This window comes from Thiovibrio frasassiensis (genome assembly GCF_029607905.1).
Taxonomy (GTDB): domain Bacteria; phylum Desulfobacterota; class Desulfobulbia; order Desulfobulbales; family Desulfurivibrionaceae; genus Thiovibrio; species Thiovibrio frasassiensis.
The window spans coordinates 412,568-431,829 of sequence record NZ_JAPHEH010000001.1; the positions used below are offsets into that span (position 1 = coordinate 412,568).

At 53.9% G+C, this 19,262-nt stretch carries 20 protein-coding genes and 1 pseudogene; 20 read left to right on the forward strand and 1 reads right to left on the reverse strand.

Translation table 11 applies throughout. The features are described from left to right. Positions 1 to 134: 134 nt before the first annotated feature. The 19 genes and pseudogenes from OLX77_RS01900 (at position 135) to OLX77_RS01985 (ending at position 16,939) form a co-directional block, all read left to right on the forward strand. Positions 135 to 1,802 (forward strand): NAD+ synthase, encoded by a 1,668-nt coding sequence (locus OLX77_RS01900; protein WP_307631891.1) that lies wholly within the window; start codon positions 135 to 137, stop codon positions 1,800 to 1,802. Next, on the forward strand, positions 1,799 to 3,577 hold the full coding sequence (locus OLX77_RS01905) for a hypothetical protein (RefSeq protein ID WP_307631892.1): 1,779 nt from the start codon (positions 1,799 to 1,801) through the stop codon (positions 3,575 to 3,577). The genes OLX77_RS01900 and OLX77_RS01905 overlap by 4 nt, the downstream gene beginning before the upstream one ends. Before the next feature lie 131 nt (positions 3,578 to 3,708). Next, on the forward strand, positions 3,709 to 4,974 hold the full coding sequence (locus tag OLX77_RS01910) for a PDZ domain-containing protein (protein WP_307631893.1): 1,266 nt from the start codon (positions 3,709 to 3,711) through the stop codon (positions 4,972 to 4,974). A 75-nt stretch (positions 4,975 to 5,049) separates the two neighbouring features. Then, positions 5,050 to 6,006 carry a tetratricopeptide repeat protein gene (locus OLX77_RS01915; RefSeq protein ID WP_307631894.1) on the forward strand — a complete coding sequence of 319 codons (957 nt, stop codon included), beginning with the start codon at positions 5,050 to 5,052 and terminating at the stop codon, positions 6,004 to 6,006. Between the two features lie 58 nt (positions 6,007 to 6,064). Beyond that, complete coding sequence (locus OLX77_RS01920) at positions 6,065 to 7,207, forward strand: PDZ domain-containing protein (protein ID WP_307631895.1); 1,143 nt, start codon at positions 6,065 to 6,067, stop codon at positions 7,205 to 7,207. A 155-nt stretch (positions 7,208 to 7,362) separates the two neighbouring features. After that, positions 7,363 to 8,166, forward strand: a complete 804-nt coding sequence (locus OLX77_RS01925; protein WP_307631896.1) for a tetratricopeptide repeat protein — start codon at positions 7,363 to 7,365, stop codon at positions 8,164 to 8,166. 20 nt (positions 8,167 to 8,186) lie between these two features. Further along, a complete protein-coding gene (locus OLX77_RS01930) occupies positions 8,187 to 9,674 on the forward strand; it encodes a hypothetical protein (RefSeq protein ID WP_307631897.1) in 1,488 nt (495 codons plus the stop codon). A 73-nt stretch (positions 9,675 to 9,747) separates the two neighbouring features. Beyond that, a complete protein-coding gene (locus tag OLX77_RS01935) occupies positions 9,748 to 10,029 on the forward strand; it encodes a type II toxin-antitoxin system RelE/ParE family toxin (protein ID WP_307631898.1) in 282 nt (93 codons plus the stop codon). Between the two features lie 12 nt (positions 10,030 to 10,041). Next, positions 10,042 to 10,332: a HigA family addiction module antitoxin gene (locus OLX77_RS01940; protein ID WP_307631899.1), complete on the forward strand. Its 291-nt coding sequence runs from the start codon at positions 10,042 to 10,044 to the stop codon at positions 10,330 to 10,332. Between the two features lie 14 nt (positions 10,333 to 10,346). Continuing rightward, on the forward strand, positions 10,347 to 10,556 hold the full coding sequence (locus OLX77_RS01945; RefSeq protein WP_307631900.1) for a type II toxin-antitoxin system HicB family antitoxin: 210 nt from the start codon (positions 10,347 to 10,349) through the stop codon (positions 10,554 to 10,556). Positions 10,557 to 10,641: 85 nt separating this feature from the next. Further along, positions 10,642 to 10,788, forward strand: a pseudogene (locus OLX77_RS13230) (helix-turn-helix domain-containing protein); the annotation flags it as partial. A gap of 88 nt (positions 10,789 to 10,876) precedes the next feature. Further along, entirely contained in the window at positions 10,877 to 11,539 is a 663-nt protein-coding gene (locus OLX77_RS01950) for a metallophosphatase domain-containing protein (protein ID WP_307631901.1), read from the forward strand. 429 nt (positions 11,540 to 11,968) lie between these two features. Continuing rightward, on the forward strand, positions 11,969 to 12,880 hold the full coding sequence (gene mauJ / locus OLX77_RS01955) for a methylamine utilization protein MauJ (protein ID WP_307631902.1): 912 nt from the start codon (positions 11,969 to 11,971) through the stop codon (positions 12,878 to 12,880). 83 nt (positions 12,881 to 12,963) lie between these two features. Further along, positions 12,964 to 13,920 (forward strand): hypothetical protein, encoded by a 957-nt coding sequence (locus OLX77_RS01960; RefSeq protein WP_307631903.1) that lies wholly within the window; start codon positions 12,964 to 12,966, stop codon positions 13,918 to 13,920. Between the two features lie 203 nt (positions 13,921 to 14,123). Continuing rightward, positions 14,124 to 14,717: a HEPN family nuclease gene (locus tag OLX77_RS01965; RefSeq protein WP_307631904.1), complete on the forward strand. Its 594-nt coding sequence runs from the start codon at positions 14,124 to 14,126 to the stop codon at positions 14,715 to 14,717. 277 nt (positions 14,718 to 14,994) lie between these two features. Beyond that, positions 14,995 to 15,237, forward strand: a complete 243-nt coding sequence (locus tag OLX77_RS01970) for a type II toxin-antitoxin system Phd/YefM family antitoxin (protein WP_307631905.1) — start codon at positions 14,995 to 14,997, stop codon at positions 15,235 to 15,237. Then, positions 15,234 to 15,497, forward strand: a complete 264-nt coding sequence (locus OLX77_RS01975) for a Txe/YoeB family addiction module toxin (protein WP_307631906.1) — start codon at positions 15,234 to 15,236, stop codon at positions 15,495 to 15,497. Before OLX77_RS01970 ends, OLX77_RS01975 begins: the two co-directional genes overlap by 4 nt. 114 nt (positions 15,498 to 15,611) lie before the next feature. Beyond that, positions 15,612 to 16,631: an aldo/keto reductase gene (locus OLX77_RS01980; protein ID WP_307631907.1), complete on the forward strand. Its 1,020-nt coding sequence runs from the start codon at positions 15,612 to 15,614 to the stop codon at positions 16,629 to 16,631. A 5-nt stretch (positions 16,632 to 16,636) separates the two neighbouring features. Next, complete coding sequence (locus OLX77_RS01985; protein ID WP_307631908.1) at positions 16,637 to 16,939, forward strand: DUF167 domain-containing protein; 303 nt, start codon at positions 16,637 to 16,639, stop codon at positions 16,937 to 16,939. A 67-nt stretch (positions 16,940 to 17,006) separates the two neighbouring features. Here the strand turns inward: OLX77_RS01985 and OLX77_RS01990 are convergent, their stop codons facing one another. After that, a complete protein-coding gene (locus OLX77_RS01990) occupies positions 17,007 to 17,597 on the reverse strand; it encodes a CAP domain-containing protein (protein WP_307631909.1) in 591 nt (196 codons plus the stop codon). 455 nt (positions 17,598 to 18,052) lie between these two features. Here OLX77_RS01990 and OLX77_RS01995 point away from each other — a divergent pair, with 455 nt between their 5' ends. Continuing rightward, positions 18,053 to 19,261 carry an ABC transporter substrate-binding protein gene (locus OLX77_RS01995; protein WP_307631910.1) on the forward strand — a complete coding sequence of 403 codons (1,209 nt, stop codon included), beginning with the start codon at positions 18,053 to 18,055 and terminating at the stop codon, positions 19,259 to 19,261. The last annotated feature ends 1 nt before the right edge of the window (position 19,262 follow it).

A 19,262-nucleotide genomic window follows, 5' to 3' on the forward strand; every position in this document is an offset into this window, starting at 1 on the left:
AACACTGCTCCGTAACGGCTCTTAAATTAGCCCGTTACCCTGTTGCTTGGCAAGCAAAATGATGCACCAAGATGCCCGCCGGGCCTGACCTTTTTCCATCCCCTTTCCATAATGATTATGCTATGATACCGGCCATGAAAATAGCCCTCATCCAATACAACCCGGTTATTGGCGACTTTGCCGCAAATATTGCCGCCATCACCACCTGGCTGGACAAGGCCAAGGCGGCGGGATGCCGGCTGGCCATCTTGCCGGAACTTGCCATCAGCGGCTACCCGCCCCAGGACCTCCTTGAACGGTCGGTCTTTCTCAACGATCAGGACCACGCCTTTGCCCAACTGGTGAAAAAAACCAGCGGAATCGGTGTGCTCTGCGGCCTGGTCAGCCGCAACCCCGACCCCGCCGGCAAGCCGCTGCACAACAGCGCGGTCCTGTTCAGCGACGGCGAGCTCCTCTGCACCACCCACAAACAGCTGCTCCCCTCCTACGATGTCTTTGACGAGGCCCGCTACTTCGAGCCGGGCCATAGCAACGGAACCTTCCGCTACAAGGGATTGCACCTGGGGGTCACCATCTGCGAGGATATCTGGAACGACAAAAGCCTCTTTCCCCGCCCCCTCTATGCCACTGATCCGGTGGACAGTATGCTGGCCCAGGCCGAGACGCCGGTTGATCTCCTGATCAATCTCGCCGCCTCCCCCTTCACCCTGGGCAAGAGCGGCATCCGGCAGAAGATCTTCACCAACCTCTGCCGACGGTACCAGCTGCCCTTTATCTATGTCAACCAGGTGGGCGGCCAGGATTCCCTGATCTTTGACGGCGACAGCATCGCCCTGGACAAAGCCGGCACGGTTATCGCCCGGGCCGCCCGCTTCCGCGAAGATCTGGTGGTGGTGGACACCGAGACCTGGCAGGGGGAAATCCACTCCACCCCCGTTGACCCGGAGCAGGAGACCGGCGAGGTCTGCGAGGCCCTGGTGCTGGGCACCCGCGACTATGTGACAAAATGCGGTTTCAGCAAAGCAGTCATCGGGTTGTCCGGCGGGGTGGATTCGGCCCTGACCGCAGCCATCGCCGCCCGCGCCCTGGGACCGGAAAACGTGCTGGGTCTGGCCCTGCCCTCGCCCTACTCCTCCCCGGAAAGCCTGGAGGATGCCGAACAACTGGCCAAAAACCTGGGTATCGAATTTTCCATCCTGCCCATCTCCGGGCTCTTCGAGGCCTATCTCGCCGCCCTGGCCCCCGTCTTTGCCGGGGCAGCGGTGGATGTCACCGAACAGAATATCCAGGCCCGCATCCGGGGCAATCTGCTCATGGCCATCGCCAACAAACAGCGTCGCTTGTTGCTCTCCACCGGCAACAAGAGCGAAAACGCCGTGGGCTACTGCACCCTGTACGGCGACATGAGCGGCGGCCTGGCGGTGATCGCCGATGTGCCCAAGCAGCTGGTCTACGCGCTCTGCCGCTTCCTCAACACCGAGCGGGAGGTCATCCCTGTCCGCACCATCGACAAGCCGCCCAGCGCCGAGCTCGCCCCCGAGCAGAAGGATGAAGACGACCTGCCGCCCTACCCGGTGCTGGACGCAATCCTGGCCGCCTATCTCGAGGAACACCGCTCCATAGCCGAGATCGTGGCCATGGGCTTTGCGCAAACGGTGGTGGAGGACGTGGTCCGCCGGATCCGGATCAACGAATACAAACGCAAACAGGCTCCCTTAGGCCTCAAGGTCACGACCAAGGCCTTCGGCCAGGGCCGCCGCTACCCCACGGCCGAAGGGTACCGGGAAGGGGCGCAACCATGAAGCTTCCCCCCATCTCCCCCCGCTGGACCATCCTCGCTCTGCTGATGCTGGTGCTGGCCCTGGTGGTCCGCGAGAATCTGACCAAGAGGCCGGACAAGCTCTACCAGCTGGTCAACGGCCAGGTGGAGATGTGCCTCTCCTGCCATAAGGATGAAAAGCTCGACCCGGCCCACGGCCGCGAGGTCCTGGGCTGTTCCGCCTGCCATCTCGGCGACCCGCTGGCCATCGAGAAGAAAGCGGCGCATAAGGGCATCGTCATGAATCCCGGCGACCTGCGGGTAGTGGAGAAAACCTGCGGGGTCGAAGGGTGCCACGCCCAGGATGTCAAGAAGGTGAAAAACTCGCTGATGGCCACCAACCGCGGGATTCTCGCCACCCTGCTCCACTACTGGGGCGAGGCCCCGGACCAGAACGGCGATTTTTCCGTGGAAAAACTCAACAAAACCGGCAAGACCTCCCTGGCCATCGACTATTACCGCAAGCTCTGCGCTACCTGCCATCTCTGGAAGGAAAAAGGCGATCTGGAAGGGTTCTTCGGCGAGAAGGGCGGCGGCTGCTCCGCCTGCCATTACGTCAGGCCCCAGGCCCCGCAGGCAATCAAGCCCTGGGAAACCTTTTTTAAGTTCGGCCAGCTCAAGAAAAAGCCCCACCCGCTCATCAACAAAAAGGTGCCCATGGAGAACTGCATCCGCTGCCATAACCGGAGCGGCAGGGTGGGCACCTCGTTTATCGGGGTCTACGAGGGGGAGAGCTACGGCACCCCCTACGAAAAAGGGAGCCCCTCGAAAAAAGAGCTGCCCGGCGACCGCTTCTACCTCGATCTGCCCTCGGACATCCACCACCAGAAGGGCATGGCCTGCATCGACTGCCACACCCGCGACGAGATCATGGGCGACGGCACCAATTACCCCCATTACGAAAAGGCCCTGGAGATCTCCTGCGCCCTCTGCCACGTGAACCCCAAGGAGGGCAAACCCGGCCTCACCCGCAAGAACAAGAAGCTCAACAACCTCGAACAGACCCCGGAGGGGAAATATCTCCTCATCGGCAAGCTCAGCGAGAAGAAGCACCCCCTCAACCCGCCCAAGAGCGGGACCTGCGATTACCCGGGGCACAAGCGGATGGGCTGCCAATCCTGCCATTCCAGCTGGATCCCGCAATGCTACGGCTGCCACGCCAAGCGGGACATGCGGGAAACCCATCTCGACAAGTTGACCGGCAAGGAAACCCCGGGCTGGTGGGAAGAGGGCCGCTCCTATCTCCGCTACGAAAAACCCATGCTCGCCATCTGGAAGGACAAGATCGTCACCGTCACCCCCGGCTGTCAGGACTTCGTGACCCTGATCGATAAGGAGGGCAAAGCGGCAGGCTCCTTCAACTCCCTGACCATGGCGGCCCTCAGCCCCCACACCACCCAAAAAGAGGGCCGCACCTGCGCGGACTGCCACACCTCCACCAAGACCGTGGGCTTGGGCGAGGGCACGGCCTGGAAGGAAAAGGGAGAGTGGCGGTTCAGCGGGGTTGACCAAGGCATCACCACCGAGGCTGGCCCCACCCCGCCCCTGGACGGCTACGTGGACATCAACGGCAAACCCTTGCAAAAAAGCGCCCGCCCCGACCTGCGCCCCTTCAACAAAAAAGAACTGGCCCGCATCCTGCGGGTGGGACAATGTTTGCCCTGCCACAAGGATTACAGCGACAAGATCTACACCAATTACACGCCGGAGCGGAAATGCCCGGTGTTTGACGAGGAGTCCGGAACGACGAAACGATAATCCCGCTGCGCCGTTGGCTCAACAGCGGGAGGTACAACCTGCAATCAACGCATGGGGCTCCCGCTAAACTCTTGCACAATGCTTCGCGGTGCAGCCCCTATGCCTTTAAGGACCAAACCCGGAGGACCACAATGCGCAACCCCATCTTCTTGTGGAGCATAACCACCCTTTTGCTGGCCGGATGCGCGGTGGAACAGCCGCCCGCGCCGCTGTCCGTTGCCCCGCATGCAACCACGCCAAGCACAAGGACAAACATTGCCCAAAATCCGGGTACGCCGACCGCCCCGGCCCATACTGCTGCGCCGCAACCAACGGTGGGGCAAAAAACCCGCGCCACCGGCACGCCGGAAGATGCCCGGCGCCATATGCTTCGCGGCATGGCCGCCATTGAAATGGCCAAATCCAACGATGACCTGGCCCTGGCCGAAGACGAGTTCCGCCTGGCCACCGAGATTGCCCCGCGGATGGCCATTGCCTGGTTCAACCTAGGCAAGGCCCAAACCCAGTTGGGACGCAATAACGAGGCCATGGCCAGCTTTCGCCAATACCTGACCCTTGCCCCCGACGCCAAAGACGCGCAAACCGTGCGCGATGAAATCGTCAAACTCGAATTCCGGAGGGAACTGGCGGCCAAGGCCCAGGCGCGGGTGGGACTCTGGGTGGGGCAGGACGGCTCTTTTTACCGCCTGACCCTCAACGGCAATCGGCTGACCCTTAAAACCGACCAGCGGCGGGTGCCGGAAGAGGAAGTCCGCTCCACCTATTCCCTGGTCGGCGATGTCCCGGTCTCGGGGTACACCCCGGCGGAATACCAGCTCACCCTGCAGGGCAACCGTCTCACCGGCACCTGGAGCCGGGGGGGTGTGCGCGCGGACAAATGCATGATCCCCCCGGACACCTCGGAGGCCGCCGGCGAACTGAACGACCGTGAGGGCAAGATCGTCCTGCACCATGAGAGCACGAGCTACCAGGCTTCCACGCAGATGTCCCTTCTGGGCGACGACAGTTGCGGCGGCGTCGTTGCCGTCGGGAAGAAAACAGCGGAAGACACGCTCTACGGCCCCCTCGGAAAAGGCTGGCTGGACGTGACCCTCTCGGGACTCACGCAATGGTGGGATGGCGGTTTCTCCATGGTCCAATACGGCTGGCAGGGACGCTTGAAAGTGGGGGTGAAGCCGGGAACCCCGGCCTTTGAGGCGGGATTGCGCGACGAGGATGAGATCCTGGCCATCGACGGCGTGGCAGTGAAAAGCCTCTCCGCGGGCCAAGCCGTGGTCCGACTGTACGGCGAGCCTGGGAGCACCGTCACGCTGGAGCTCTGGCGGAAAGGCAACCAAGCCCCCTTTACCCTCGCCATCCAGCGCATCGATGTCTCTTCGCTACAAGCCAAGCAATGATGCGCCAGGATACTGTCTGAACGGAACAGCCGCACTCTTCGTATCAATCTGAAAACAGCGGGAGGAAAAAATAGTATGTCTCGGTTGAAAGCGCTCTTGGCATTCACTCTGTCTTTTTCCATCATAGCCGCTTTGCCGGGCTGCGCTCCCATGGATTCCGGCGGGAGCCAGCCCAAGGACGTTATCCCGGCAGGGTACACCTATCACCCCAAGCCCCGGCCCGAAATTGTGAGCCCTGAGGCGGCGAAGAAGGATCTGGCCGCGCTGCTGGCCGGCAGCAAAAACCCCGGCATCAAATACCATGGGCAACCCGGCCTTAACAATAGTGCCAATGAGGAGGCGTTAACGGCATTCATCCGGGGCAAAAGCGGCCCGATCACCTTCTGGTACGACCCGCAGAACGAACTGCTATTCATGGCCTTTTCAGGCAGTAGCGCCCTGGATGACCGGATCGAGGTGCACCCCCGTATCCTCTTTTTCTATGCCGATCTCTTGGACCAACCCATCGTGGTTATAAAAACAACGGAATGGCCCTCCTGGGGCCGCCATGTTGTGGAAAAGAACATGGAAGGGATTGTGCGCCCCTATAAAATCCATTTCCCGGGGCTGATGTCCTTTGTCTTCGAAGGCCTGCCCGATGCGCAACGGTTTGCCGACGACCTCTTTGTTATCCAGCAGGCATTGCAGAAGAAGCATGACGAACGGCTCGCTCTTTTTCAGGCAAAGGCGACGCAATATCGCGGGATGAAGGTCAAACCGCCGGTCTCCGAGGAGCAGCGGAAATACATCGTGCAGGCCAATGCCCTGAATCAACGAAAAGAGTATGCCGGGGCCATTGATCTGTACAGCAAGGTCATCGACGTCGATCCGGTCTCTTTCCCGCCGGCCTATTTCAACCTGGCCCTGCTTTGTGCCCAGATGCAGCGGTTCCAACCGGCCATTGCTTATATGAAACAGTATCTGCTTTTGGTGCCGGACGCCAACGATGCCCGCGCTGCTCAAGACAAGATCTACGAATGGGAATTGAAATAGAGCCGCACAACTCGCGCGTCTCGCGCTAACGTCCCTTTATATCTCCGGGAGAAGACCTATGCATCGAGCTTATTTTTCTTTGCTGCTTACGATTTCCCTTGTCCTAGCCTTGGCTGCACCAGCCTTGGCCCAGAGCAATCCCGAGGACGCCCATACATACATGGTGCGCGGCATGGCTGCCGTAGAAATGGCGAAGAGCAATGACGAGTTGGCGGCAGCCGTCAAGGAGTTCAGGAAAGCCACCGAGATTGCCCCCACCTTGGCGCCCGCCTGGTACAATCTGGGGTTGGCACAGGCCAAGATAGGGCAATTGAAGGATGCCATTGAAAGCTATCGCAAATACGTTGCCTTGGCGCCGAAGGCGAATGACGCTCAGAAGGTCAAGGACGAGATCATTAAACTGGAATATCGGCTCGAACAGATAGAGCAGATTAACGCCTTTGCTGGAGAATGGGTGGCAGCCGACGGCACATTGAGGGCCTCCATCGTTGCTGAAGGTAACAAATTGACGATTACAATGAATACCACTGTTACATTTTCCGGCAGCACCGCGGCCTGGATTTATGATAATCCAATTCCTTCTCCCAACGTATACGACAATAAAAGCCTTGTCTTTCACCTTGAGTCGAGGGGAAGCAAGTTGCTGGGAACGCTTGAGTCGCCGGAGATACCTCCTTACACGACGGGAGCATGCTCCCTGCCCCCCGAAAAAAACCAGGCCGAAGGAACGTGGGAGAATGGCCGCATTATGCTCAAGTCGACTGTGATGAAATTTAAAATGATCATGAACAGCAATGACAGCCTGTTTGCCGACCCGAAAGTGCGTTGTGACGGGGTTGCAGCAATCGGCACCATGCCGTTTGCGCTCGCCCTCATCGGGCCATTAGGTACGGGGGGAATTGGTGCCGGTGTCTCTTCCGGCGCAGCGGGTGGCCTGATGATTACAGAGGTAATTGCGGGGGCGCCGGCTGAACAGGCAGGATTGAGGAAAGGAGACGAAATTGTTGCCGTCGATGGAAGCGAATTGTCTCTTCTCAAGGGAGATGGAGAAAAACTCATGAAGCTGCGGGGGCAACCAGGGAGCATGGTGCAACTGGTTGTGAAACGGGTAAACGAAAAATCCGATAGTTCTCCAGCAACGGAAAGAGGGAATACGCTTACCCTTTCTGTCGCTCGGGTGGATATTTCAGCTCGGAAATAGGGAAATCAACGCTGAAAGGGAGGAAGCTGGATGCCCGCAGCGCCAGGGAGGAGATTTACGAATGGGAAGCCTCGATAAAACAATACGCAATAAGCGTCGTGAATATCCATCATGATGCCTTTTGCCAGAGAAATTGCACGGAAGAGGAACCGGTTATGAGGTATCAGGCCAAAACTGTTCTCGTTTTCAGTAGTTATATTATGCTCATGGTTACATTAACAGGATGTGCAGGGGTGGGCAAGGTAGCATATCGTCCTGTTCCTCGGCCGGATATGACCTGTGCCGTTGCCGTGGATGATATTCTGAACGCTGCACGCGCCGGCAAGATATATACGGCGACAGGACCGTTTACACCTGTGCGTCACATTACCAACATCATTGTTAATGAAAACGGGACGGTGAGGTGGGAGCTTACCCCTGAACCGGGCCTTCCCCGTGCTTTCGACATCTCCTTGTTAGCGCCCAGGCAGGATTTCGCTGTCAATGAGTGGGGGCCGAGCTGGGCAATCACACTTCCCGGTTTCATGATCGCAGGAAGTCTGCCGAACTTAACAAAAGTCGCAGATGACCTTTATGTTATCCAACAAAGTGTGGAGAACCTGACGGAGAGACAGAATAAGGAGCTTGCTCTTTTCCAGACAATCGCCGCCAAGTACCGAGCCCTTGCCATCAAGCCCCCGGTATCGGAAGAGCAGAGAAAATTTGTCGTGCAGGCCAATGCCTTCAATGAACGAAAGGAGTATACGAAGGCAATTGATCTGTACCAGAAGGCCATCGAGGTGGACCCGGTTTCCTACCCGCCCGCCTATTTCAATCTGGCCCTGCTCTCCGCGCAGATACAGTGGTTCAAGTCGGCAATCCGGTATATGAAGCAGTATCTCCTCTTGGTCCCCGACGCCAAGGACGCTCGCAGCGGGCAGGACAAGATCTATGAGTGGGAAGCCATGGTGAACAAGTAAAACGGGATGGGACTCGCACGATGAACATACAAGCAAAACATTTTTTTGAGCATCTTCTGATTTTCTGTTGCGTGCTCTTGCCCCTGCCGGCTTTGGCAGGGCCGGCGCTTGATTGCGAAGGATCGGCCAAGGCGTATGCGTTGCAGGGAATCCCGTGCACCTGTGTGAACGGACAGATCGTGTGCGATAAACCTGCCGGGGGGCACAAAACCAAGAAGCATGGCGTTACATCCGGGGATATCAACGCCATGGTCGTGGGTACTATCTTCCAGGGGTTGCTGACCTCCATGTTCGCGCCCCCGACCAGCTCGAACAATGCACAGGAAGTCCTTGTTGCCCAGCAAAAGGCCGCCGCCCTTGCCGCCCAGCAGGCGGCTGCGCACCAGCGCGCCCAGGAGGCAGCCTTCCAGGCCGAACACAACAAGATGATGCAGTCGTTCAAGCAATTGGATGGTTCCCAGGGCGTGGCCTTCAAAAGTTTGTCGGATGCTTCCCTTGCCTTTAAAACCCTGGACGATGACCCGGAAACCCTTGCCGCCGATGCCCGGAAACCCTTCGACACCGCCGCCGAGCCAAGACCGCCCACCCCCTTCTTCGGGGACACCATGCCGCTCAAGGACATTCAGTTTCTGGTCAACCCAGAGAACGACCCCAGGGTTGTCGATCTGAAAAACGCCAACACCTATGTGACCAAGAATCTAAAGAATGAGGGCGATGGCTCTGCTCCAGCCACGAAGCCGCGCGACGGAAAGGCTGACGGCAAGCCCATAACCAAGGCGCCGGATTGCGCCAAGCTGAACCGGAAATTGCAGGGGTTCCTCACCCAGAGGGGCAAGTTCCACAACACCATCACCATGGCGCAGGAACAGGTAACCACCTGGGAAACCGCCAACCGCAACGCCCTGCTCAATGCGGCCAAGGACGGCATCGAATATTTCACCGGCCAATTGCTGGAAGGGGTTGCCAACCGAGGCAAAGCGGCGGATCGCTTGCAGCATATTTACGAAAAGAATGCCGCGCAGATGGCGCAGGATGGCTTGGATATCGCCGCACTTGAGGCCAAGATAAAACGGTTAAAAATGCTCTCTTCCGCAGGCAAAATCTCCGAACTCACCAGCAACATCCTCGACTGGCAAACCTTCATCAAGGATGGGATGTCCGGCCTGATGGCGCAGTTGACCTCTTCAAACCAGGAAGTCCACGCGTTGCTTGAAGATCCGCAACTGCAAAAATATTTCGAGACAGAGGCGCCGGAGTTGAAGGCCCTGCTCGATATTTCGAAGATAGCCGCGGCCAATAAGGTTTTTGGCAAATGGGTCGCGAAAAAGGTCCCCCTCATCGCGGGGGTCGAGCTTGCGATCAACCAATCCTACAACGGGCTGGATTGGATATTGAGCTTCAAGCGCATGACCGAGGCCAACAAGATCAACGGCAAGGTTCTGGCTTCAGCCAAAGCGCTTCAGCAACATATTGATGATACCTCCTGGGCCTTGCGGGACTGTCCCTGAAAACGGAAGCGATAAGCACAAAAATGCCACTCATACCGCTTGACAATAATATCGCCAAGCAATATTATATTCCATGATCACCGCATTCCACGACAGCGACACGGAAAAGGTGTGGCGCGGCGAATTTTCGCGGCGTTTGCCCAATCAGATTCAGGCCGTCGCCCGCCGCAAGCTGAGAATGCTGAACAACGCCCGTGCTCTCGACGACCTGCGCATCCCCCCGGCCAACCGGCTTGAACGGCTTACCGGAGACCGGGACGGACAATGGAGCATCCGGATCAATGACCAATGGCGCGTCTGCTTTGCCTGGGCGGACGGCAACGCGGAGCAGGTCGAAATCTGCGACTATCACTGACAGGAGGCAACCATGAACAGACTGCCCAACATCCATCCCGGCGAGATACTGCGGGAAGAATTTCTCAAACCCATGGGGCTCAGCCAATACCGCTTGGCCAAGGCCATCGGCGTTCCGGCCATGCGCATCAGCGAGATTTGCGCCGGGAAGCGTTCGGTCACCGCCGACACCGCCCTGCGGTTTTCCCGCGCCTTCGGCACCACACCGGGGTTCTGGCTTGGCTTGCAGGCCGACTACGACACCGAGGAAGCTGAAAAAATCGCCGGGGAATCGCTTGCCCGCATCACGCCATTGGCTGCATGAGAAGAAACCGAGCCATGGCCGAGACCATCAAATATTCTTTCGAGGTGCGCCCATTGTCAAACGAGGACGGTCGGGGCTATCTGGTGACTTTCCCCGACCTGCCCGGGTGCATGTCCGATGGCGAGACCATCGAAGAGGCCATTGCCAACGCCATGGACGCAGAGCACTCATGGCTTGCAACGGCTAGGGAGTTCGGCGATGCCGTGCCCAGGCCTGGGAACTAGACAAATGGGGAAAGATGACAAAGGCCATGAACTTGAACCCGATCAGCTATAACTTCTTGACAATAATTAAGTAAGATGTCCCCGGAATAACCGCCAGGCCGAGGTTGCCGAACGGGCCGGAATTTCTCAGGCCGCGCTCTCTCAAATGGAGTCTGGCGAGGCCAAGCTGCGCAAAGCCACACGGGAGAAGCTGGCGCAGGCCATGGGCTTGAACCCGGAGCAGTTGGCATAGCCGGACAAAGCCAGAGTTCATTAAAAAACAGGGAGATGTCCCCAGATTTCCTTCACCAGGACCAAATAGATCAATTCTAATCTTAACAATGAAATTAGCTCTTTTCAGCGATACCCATGCAACACACGGGAGAATAAATATCCCCGATGCAGATATTTTAATATTTGCCGGCGATATGACCCATTGCAGAACTTCGCAAGATGTTGCGAACTTTAACAACTTCCTGGGAACTCTTCCCCATAAGCATAAAATTGTCATTGGAGGCAATCACGACCACAGGCTGGCACGTGACCCGGGAAAGGCCAAAGCTCTTTTATCTAACGCGGTATATCTTCAGGATGAAGGTGTTGTTCTTTCCGGGATCACTCTCTACGGAACGCCTTGGCAACCAACATTTAATGACTATGCTTGCGATGCCTTTGCCTTGCCACGAGGGCAAGCCCTGAAAGAAAAATGGGATATGATCCCAGCAAAAATCGATATCTTGGTCACCCACGCCCCACCGTTAGGCATTTTCGACCAAGATGGCCCTGTATCGCATGGCTGCTCCGAGCTTGCCGCTGCCGTGGCCAAACTCAAACCCAAATATCATATTTTCGGCCATATCCACAGTCATCACGGAATGATCAAAATTGACTCTACAAGTTATATAAATTGTAACGTCCAAGGGAAAAACGGTGTGTTACGATCCGCACTATTGCTTGACTACTACTCAGGAGAGCTCCTTAAAGTTGAAAGCAATAAAGAATGAAATAAACCGGACAAATGGGGCACAATGCGCTTAAGCAGGGCAGAAAACCGGACTCCGTCCCTAATTATTTCAGATCTACACCAATTACACGCCCGAGCGGAAATGCCGAGTATTTGACAAGGAAAGTGGAGCGGCGAGAAAATAGCCGTTCTCGTTCTCCTAGCTTGACGCGCAGCCATTGAATGTGCGATGCTCCATGCAGCTGTTTGGTGGGTAGATAACACCCCTGACTATTTTTAGCCGGAATTATATAGCTAGCTCGATAACACCCCCATACGGGGTGGATATGTAGCTATTTAAGCAAAAAAATGCTCACAAATTGCCCAGAAAAATCAATTAAAGGGCTAAAAATCGAGCAGAAAAAAACAACTCGAGCTAGCTCGATAATATTATTGTTATAGCATCTAAGATCCGTGGCTTGTATTTGTAATGAATAAAAAACTCCGAAAAATTCTATCCAAGGTCGATTATTACTTTATTTCTTCAGGAATAACCTTCCTTGATAATATGCTAATGACTTTGGATGATAAGTATTATCTCCATCGTATTGAGCATCCACCTTCTCCTCTCTTTATTTGTACTATTGATGGCACAAAACCTAATCTGAATGATATTGTATTTTATAATGATTGCTTAGCATATCTGCATGATGTTCCTTTTATCTTTCGTTCTGCTAAACAGTCAAAAAACTCACCACATAAGCCTATAAAACCAATCAAAAAGAACAAGTATATCACAAAAGATACATCATACTACGATACCAATATTCAAAATGTATTTGATGCTATTACTGATATAAAATTCAATGGAAACATTCTGTTTTTGTGGGAAGAGTCGTATCTCAAAGCCGTTAATATAAATTTACACAGTAAATACAGGTCTGTTTTAAAAGAGATACAGCTATATAGTATGGCGCTGAAACAAGTTGATCCATTGACAGAATTCTTATGCTATTACCGGGTGATAGAAAGTGTTTCAGGAAACAATGGAAAGACATGGATAAGAAACAACTTAGGAGATTCTATTCAATTTGATTATGGTTTCGTGGAGATAATTGAAAGTTATACACTCAATCCTCCATCCAGAAGAAGAAACTTATTTACAGCATACAAGACTAGAGCAAGAAGGCGAATAGCACACCTGAACAGTTCCTTAGGTACTACTCCAATCGAGAAGTATTTATATAATGAAATAAGGTGTGGAGTAGCTCACGGAAAGGACAATGTTGTGACATATGATTACGATACAAACCTTAAAGAAATTTCAAAAGACATATTCATAATCAAATTACTTGCACGCTACGCAATTGAAAAGAAAGCTATAACCAGCGGGTCAAGTTGACCGGAAGAGGCTCGGCGTCGCTAATCGCGGCAGGCACGGGGCCGGCAACTTACCCTTAACGTTAACCAAACAAGATAGAAACTATGTACATAGATAGCAAAAAATTTGACTATAAAGAATTCGCTTACCCAGATGCTGATCGCCTCATCGAGAGAGATAAAAAATTTGCTCAGGAATCTTACCGTAACTGGCTAAATGAATCCATTGAGGCAATTGTCGAAAGGCAATGGGAAATAGATGACATAGGTGCAATAGGGCAAGTTGGTGATTTCGTAAAGCTACTCAAGGAAGCGGAATTTACTTACTCAATTGGTGCATATACAAGCACTATAGCTCTTGTTGGCGTATGCGCTGAAGATCTATGCCGTTTTTTTGCAACAAGTGCCGGACACAACCTTGATTCACAATCCCAATTTAACCGTGTTAACACATTATTGGGGTTTGGCGCCATCACTCAAGACGTAGCCGACAAATTCCATATTATTCGGGGCCTTAGAAATGATTGTCTTCATTTCAACCAAGGTTTCAAGCAAAAGAACCAAGAGGCATTAAATTCCGACGCATTAAATGCCTTAAATTCAATCAAAGCTATATATGCGCAAATAATGGGCGCAATTGATTACAAAACTATCGACTCTTCAAAGTTTTCAGAGATGGTTAACATAATTGCAAATGAAGCAGCTGGCACTGAAGTAGGAACCTTAGGTGTTGATGAAGCACTAACTCGTACCAGAAATATTTTTGCAAGTGCTTTCGGGATTGATATATCAATGAATAACTTAGGTCGTCCTGTTTACAAGACATCAATCTATGTTGTGGAGGAAATTGACGCCGAAGGTGAGCCCTTCGAGTTAACGCTCAAAGATTTTGCCGTTGGAGCCTACGTGATCGTAGATATTAACGAAAATGAACTAACTGCTATACGAGAAAAAAGTATTACAGAGGGGGACATTGTTGCCGTTTCTTTAATGTCTGTACCAAATAAATTGGAAACCACAGGAACTTGGCATTTGTGGTCTGAAATTAAAAAACTTACCTAGCTTCAACTTTGAAGTGCGACAATTTTAATAAAAAAAACGAGCCAATAATCACCTAAGTACTTGAAATTGGTTAACAAATCAATCAACCCGACTTGCGAGCACGCGCGTTCTCTTGAGTTGGCTTCAATAATTATAACCGTTTAAAATTGGTAGCCAGCTGGTTGGCAAGCCGGTTATCTCGGCCGTTATATTTTGGATAATCCATGTCAGATAATTCGGACCTAATAAATGAAAAAAGAATAATGGACGTGGTTTCTGGGAGTATCTATTCTTTAAATTTCCTGAAGAATATTACTGAAGCCATAACAAACCCATCGTTGGGCGATGAATCAGTTTCGGGAATCTATGCAGCGTGGAAAAGAATGTGTGGTGGCGTTGATTGGCTTCCATATAATTTAGGATCCATTATTGGCAACCTTTATTGTGGAATTTTACTGGCAAAAGAGCATTGGTACAATCTTCTCCCGGAAGACAAAATTGAATCAGCAGACCCCAAATGGGGATTTGAAAATGTTCAGTATGAATCACCAAAGAAATCAAACCCAACAATTCGGTATTCATTTCGGAGAATAAGGAACGCTTTAGGACATGGAAATTTTGAAATTCATTTTCCACCTAATTACCAACGAGATATTAATGACAAAGCTGATTTTGAAAAAAATCTTACACTAAAATTTCATGACACAAACCCTCATGACAATGAAGACACCTTTGATATTGAAATTTCACTTTTAGGCCTTTTGACGTGTATAAGAGAATTTCACAAAATCGCTTACGAACATGTGACTTCGAAGTAACTATATGAAATAAATATAACAATTCGCTCAAGCACGACGCGCGAGCACGCCAGTTTTATCGGCTTCGGCCAACTCATTTCAACCAGAACTTACTCAACCTCGGCTAGGCGCGCGTCTTAGCTTTGCGTTGTAGGAAAACTAGGGACACTCCCCTATTTTCCTCTACTCTCCCCAACTCGTCGACCACCTCCTGCCCCCTTTTTTTTAACAGTCTACAAATCATGCCCTTGCTTTTTCGTACGATATGTCGTACGGTTTATTCGGGAGGCAACATATTATGACAACACTTACTATTTCCGAAGCAAGGGCCAAGTTGTACGGGTTGGTGGATGAAGTCGCGTCCGAGCACAAGCCAGTCACAATCAAGGGCAAAAGGGCAAACGCCGTATTAGTGTCGGAAAATGATTGGGAAGCAATCCAAGAAACTCTTTACCTTACTGCAATCCCAGGCATGAGAAAATCCATACAAGAAGGATTAAAAACCCCAGTAGAGGAATGTGCTGAGGATTTAGATTGGTGAGCTGGAAAATAGTGTTCACCAAAATCGCTCAAAAAGATGCAAAAAAGATCAAAAGAGCCGGGTTGAAGCCAAAGGTAGAAGAGCTGCTTTCATTCATCACAGAAAACCCCTTCCAGAATCCACCCTCATACGAAAAACTCGTTGGAGATCTAACCGGGGCTTATTCTCGCAGGATCAATATTCACCACAGATTGGTCTATCAGGTTATTGCCGAAGAAAAAGCCGTAAAGGTTCTTCGCATGTGGACACATTACGAGTAACTTACTGAAATAAAAAAGTAAGGGGTAGATCTCTCTGTCCTCTTTTTCAGTTGCCAAGTTGGACATTTTCCGGGCCTGTCTCGCCCTTAAACACAACAACTTACGGCCATCCATATGAAATACAACTACATCGGAAAAAGCGGCCTGAGAGTCTCCAACATCTGCATGGGGACCATGACCTTCGGGAAAAAATGCGATAAAAAAATATCGTTTGAAATCCTGGATAAGGCCTATGCCAATGGCGTTAACTTTTACGATACGGCTGAGGTCTATCCCGTTCCACCCACCGCGGAAACCTACGGGATCACGGAAGCGATCTTTGGGGAGTGGCTGGCAGGCAAGCCTCGGGATTCAGTGATCGTTGCCACGAAGGTCGCAGGCGCGGCCAATGGCTGGTTCGTCCCCCCGGTGCGGCATGGCCTAACGGCCATCGATGCCTTTCATATAACCACCGCCGTCGAGGGGAGCTTACGAAGGCTCAAGACCGATTACCTCGATCTCTACCAGGTCCACTGGCCCGACACCGTCGTACCCATTGAAGAGAGCCTGGAAGCGCTCGACCAACTCGTACGCAGCGGGAAGGTGCGCTATATCGGGACCTCAAACGAGAACGCCTACGGGTTGACCAAAGCCTTGGAGACCAGCCGCTATCGGGGCTTCAAGCGATTCGAGAGCATCCAGAACAACTTCTCCCTGCTCAACCGACGCTTCCTGGATGAAATTGCCATCGTCTGCAAAAAAGAGCAGGTCGGGTTGCTCCCATTTTCGCCGCTGGCCGGCGGGGTGTTGAGCGGCAAGTACAAGTCCGACCGAAATTGGGACGGATTTCGCTTCGGGGAGTACCTGAACAATCCCGACCCGAGGATGAAAGCGCAGGCCGGACGATTCGCCAATGACCGCTCCATTGCGGCGGCACAAAAATATGCCGCCATCGCCATGAAACACGGGCTTGCCCCGGCAACCATGGCGGCAGCCTGGACGCTCAGTTTTGATTTTGTCCCCAGCACCATCGTCGGGGCAACGCATCCTTCGCAGCTTGACGATACCCTCAAAGCCTCGGAAACTGTCCTTTCCCCAGAACTCCTGCAAGAGTGCGACAGCGTCAATCAAGAAATTCTTTACCCGATGGGATGAGCGGGATGACGGGAAGACCCTTTTACACTTGGGACGGCGACGTTCTGGTCCTCAATATCCTCGGCACCCCCAATGCCAAGAAAGACGCCATCGGCAAGGTCAAGGGACATCAGCTCTGCGTCAGCGTCAAGGCGGTGCCGCGGGGCGGAAAGGCGACCGACTACATGGTGCGCTTTCTGGCCGAGGAGTTTGGGGTTGCGGTGCGGGATATTGAGGTCGTGACCGGCAGGATGAATGTCAATAAGGTGCTCAGGATCAAGTCTCCCCAACGGCTGCCAGGGGTTATCGGGCAGCGGAAGTTGTTTTAGTCTCTTCGCAGGGATGCCCCAGATTTTTCCGCCTCTTTTCCCGCCGCTCACCAACCGCGACAAGCACTCAACAAAAATTCTGGGTGATCAGCACCTTGCCGTTCTTCCCGATGGCGATGCCAATCCCCTCCCGCCGGTAGTGACGGGTCAGGATATTGCGCCGATGGCTGGGACTCGTCATCCATTGCCTGACTACGGCGGCGGCAAACTGCGCCTCCGCGTCCGCCTGTCCATTCCGACGCACGATGGCGCTGGAGAGATGATTATAGGCAATGTTTTCGCCCCCAAGATTGGTGCTAATGCCAAAGAAGAAGCCCTTTCTGATGGCGCACTTGAATCCGGCCCGCCGGTAACGCTGGACAAAATTGCGGCCTTCCGGATCGGTGTGGGAGAAAAAGTTCCGCGTCGCCATATCCTGGCTGTAATTGCGGGCGATCTGTTGCAGGGCTTGATTCCATGCCAGCGCCGGCAGCCCTGCATTCTTTCGCTCCTGGTTGATGAGGTCATGGATTCTACTTTCCAGCCTGGCAACATCGACGGCGGGTTGTCCAGCGGAGCGCGAATCATTACGGTTCGCCGCGCTCGCGACTGGCCCGGCCAGCCAGCAGAAACTGAACAGCACAAGAAGCATGGGGATACGAATTGTATTTTTTCGCATGGCGACCAGGAGGATACTATTTCCTAAAATGGGGTGACAACGCCGATCTGTATCTTAACAGTAGCAGAAACGCTCCGGTTGGGCGAGTTGCGTTACAGTTTTTCGTCACAAGGCCAGATGAAGCCGGATTGCGGGGGCAATCGCCGTGATCAGCCGCGTCTTGCCCCTTGAACCGAGGAGACTGGGGGCGTGTTTGGCCTCTCTCGGTTCACCGACCATCCCCGCCTGTTCCCACGCCCTTCTTTTCCCCAACCCCCAAAATAGTCCAGCAAACCATCGGGCTCGGTTCCCCATGTGCCGTTGCCGGAAATCTCCCGCGACAAACTGCCGCACGCACAACATTTTGACATTTTTCCCTTCGCCCTATACCCTGAAAACAGGACGCCAGACCGCGCCACTCCTGACATTCAGAGGCAGCGAGCATTTATTTCCGAGACCGACCAAGGAGGCAAAAAATGGGCCCGCGCCAGACATCACCGGCCATGACTTTTTTTCTCAGCCTGATCGCCACGATCACCATGGCTGCCAGCGCCCTTGCTGCCGACCCCGCGAAAAAACCGGTGATCGTCGGCTTCGACGCCGAGGTCGGCCATACCACCAGTACCTCGGATGACGCCATCCGGATGGGAATCCTCACCGCCATCCACGAAATCAATGCGGCGGGCGGGGTGCTGGGCGGCAGGCCGCTGGAGCTGCTGATCAAGGACCACCGCTCCGTGCCCGCCCGGGGAATCAAGAATATCGAGGAATTCGCCGAGATCCCAGATCTGGTCGCGGTGGTGGGCGGCAAATTCACTCCGGTGATGCAGGAAGAGGTACCGATTCTCCATGAGAAAAAGGTGATCCTCCTCGATGCCTGGGGCGCGGCCGACAACATCGTCGACAATGACCGCACGCCGAACTACTGCTTCCGCCTTTCCCTCAAAGACAGCTGGGCCATCCAGACCATGCTGAATCACGCCGCGAAAAAAGGGGCCAAACGGTTTGGGGTGCTGCTGCCCACCACCGGCTGGGGCCGCAGCTGCGAAAAGGCGATCAAGACGTCTCTCGCCGCGCACCCGGACCGGAACGTCACCACGATCCAGTGGTACATGTGGGGCGACAAGTCCCTGCTCGACAAGTACGAAGCGGCCCGCAACTCCGGGGCAGAGACGATCATCCTGGTGGCCAACGAGGCCGAGGGTTCGATCCTGGTCAAGGAGGTGGCTGCCCTGCCCCAGGAAAAACGCCTTCCCATTGTCAGCCATTGGGGGGTCACTGGCGGCGACTTCAGCAAAATGACCGGCGAGGCCATCAATCAGATCGATTTCTCCGTGGTGCAGACCTACAGTTTTTTCGACAACCACCGGGAGCAGAAGCTGAAACAGTTTTACAAAACCGCCGGAGCGCTCTTCAAGATCAACAGGCCGGAGGATATCCCCTCGCCGGTGGGCATGGCCCACGCCTATGACCTGACCCACATCCTGGCCCTGGCCATCACCAAGGCCGGAACAACCGACCGGGTCAAGATTCGCAACGCCCTGGAGCAGGTGCGGAACTATGACGGCCTGATCAAAGCCTACCCCCGGCCATTCACCGCCGAACGCCACGAAGCCCTGGACCCCGGAGACCTGTTCATGAGCCGCTTCCGGAGTGATGGCGCCATCCTGCGGATTCGGGAGTAAG

What these genes read in the sequence shown, in the direction of transcription:
- OLX77_RS01900 (WP_307631891.1), top strand. Translation starts at nt 135, where the DNA reads ATGAAAATAGCCCTCATCCAATACAACCCGGTTATTGGCGACTTTGCC.
- OLX77_RS01905 (WP_307631892.1), top strand. Translation starts at nt 1,799, where the DNA reads ATGAAGCTTCCCCCCATCTCCCCCCGCTGGACCATCCTCGCTCTGCTG.
- OLX77_RS01910 (WP_307631893.1), top strand. Translation starts at nt 3,709, where the DNA reads ATGCGCAACCCCATCTTCTTGTGGAGCATAACCACCCTTTTGCTGGCC.
- OLX77_RS01915 (WP_307631894.1), top strand. Translation starts at nt 5,050, where the DNA reads ATGTCTCGGTTGAAAGCGCTCTTGGCATTCACTCTGTCTTTTTCCATC.
- OLX77_RS01920 (WP_307631895.1), top strand. Translation starts at nt 6,065, where the DNA reads ATGCATCGAGCTTATTTTTCTTTGCTGCTTACGATTTCCCTTGTCCTA.
- OLX77_RS01925 (WP_307631896.1), top strand. Translation starts at nt 7,363, where the DNA reads ATGAGGTATCAGGCCAAAACTGTTCTCGTTTTCAGTAGTTATATTATG.
- OLX77_RS01930 (WP_307631897.1), top strand. Translation starts at nt 8,187, where the DNA reads ATGAACATACAAGCAAAACATTTTTTTGAGCATCTTCTGATTTTCTGT.
- OLX77_RS01935 (WP_307631898.1), top strand. Translation starts at nt 9,748, where the DNA reads ATGATCACCGCATTCCACGACAGCGACACGGAAAAGGTGTGGCGCGGC.
- OLX77_RS01940 (WP_307631899.1), top strand. Translation starts at nt 10,042, where the DNA reads ATGAACAGACTGCCCAACATCCATCCCGGCGAGATACTGCGGGAAGAA.
- OLX77_RS01945 (WP_307631900.1), top strand. Translation starts at nt 10,347, where the DNA reads ATGGCCGAGACCATCAAATATTCTTTCGAGGTGCGCCCATTGTCAAAC.
- OLX77_RS01950 (WP_307631901.1), top strand. Translation starts at nt 10,877, where the DNA reads ATGAAATTAGCTCTTTTCAGCGATACCCATGCAACACACGGGAGAATA.
- mauJ (WP_307631902.1), top strand. Translation starts at nt 11,969, where the DNA reads ATGAATAAAAAACTCCGAAAAATTCTATCCAAGGTCGATTATTACTTT.
- OLX77_RS01960 (WP_307631903.1), top strand. Translation starts at nt 12,964, where the DNA reads ATGTACATAGATAGCAAAAAATTTGACTATAAAGAATTCGCTTACCCA.
- OLX77_RS01965 (WP_307631904.1), top strand. Translation starts at nt 14,124, where the DNA reads ATGTCAGATAATTCGGACCTAATAAATGAAAAAAGAATAATGGACGTG.
- OLX77_RS01970 (WP_307631905.1), top strand. Translation starts at nt 14,995, where the DNA reads ATGACAACACTTACTATTTCCGAAGCAAGGGCCAAGTTGTACGGGTTG.
- OLX77_RS01980 (WP_307631907.1), top strand. Translation starts at nt 15,612, where the DNA reads ATGAAATACAACTACATCGGAAAAAGCGGCCTGAGAGTCTCCAACATC.
- OLX77_RS01985 (WP_307631908.1), top strand. Translation starts at nt 16,637, where the DNA reads ATGACGGGAAGACCCTTTTACACTTGGGACGGCGACGTTCTGGTCCTC.
- OLX77_RS01990 (WP_307631909.1), bottom strand. Translation starts at nt 17,597, where the DNA reads ATGCGAAAAAATACAATTCGTATCCCCATGCTTCTTGTGCTGTTCAGT.
- OLX77_RS01995 (WP_307631910.1), top strand. Translation starts at nt 18,053, where the DNA reads ATGGGCCCGCGCCAGACATCACCGGCCATGACTTTTTTTCTCAGCCTG.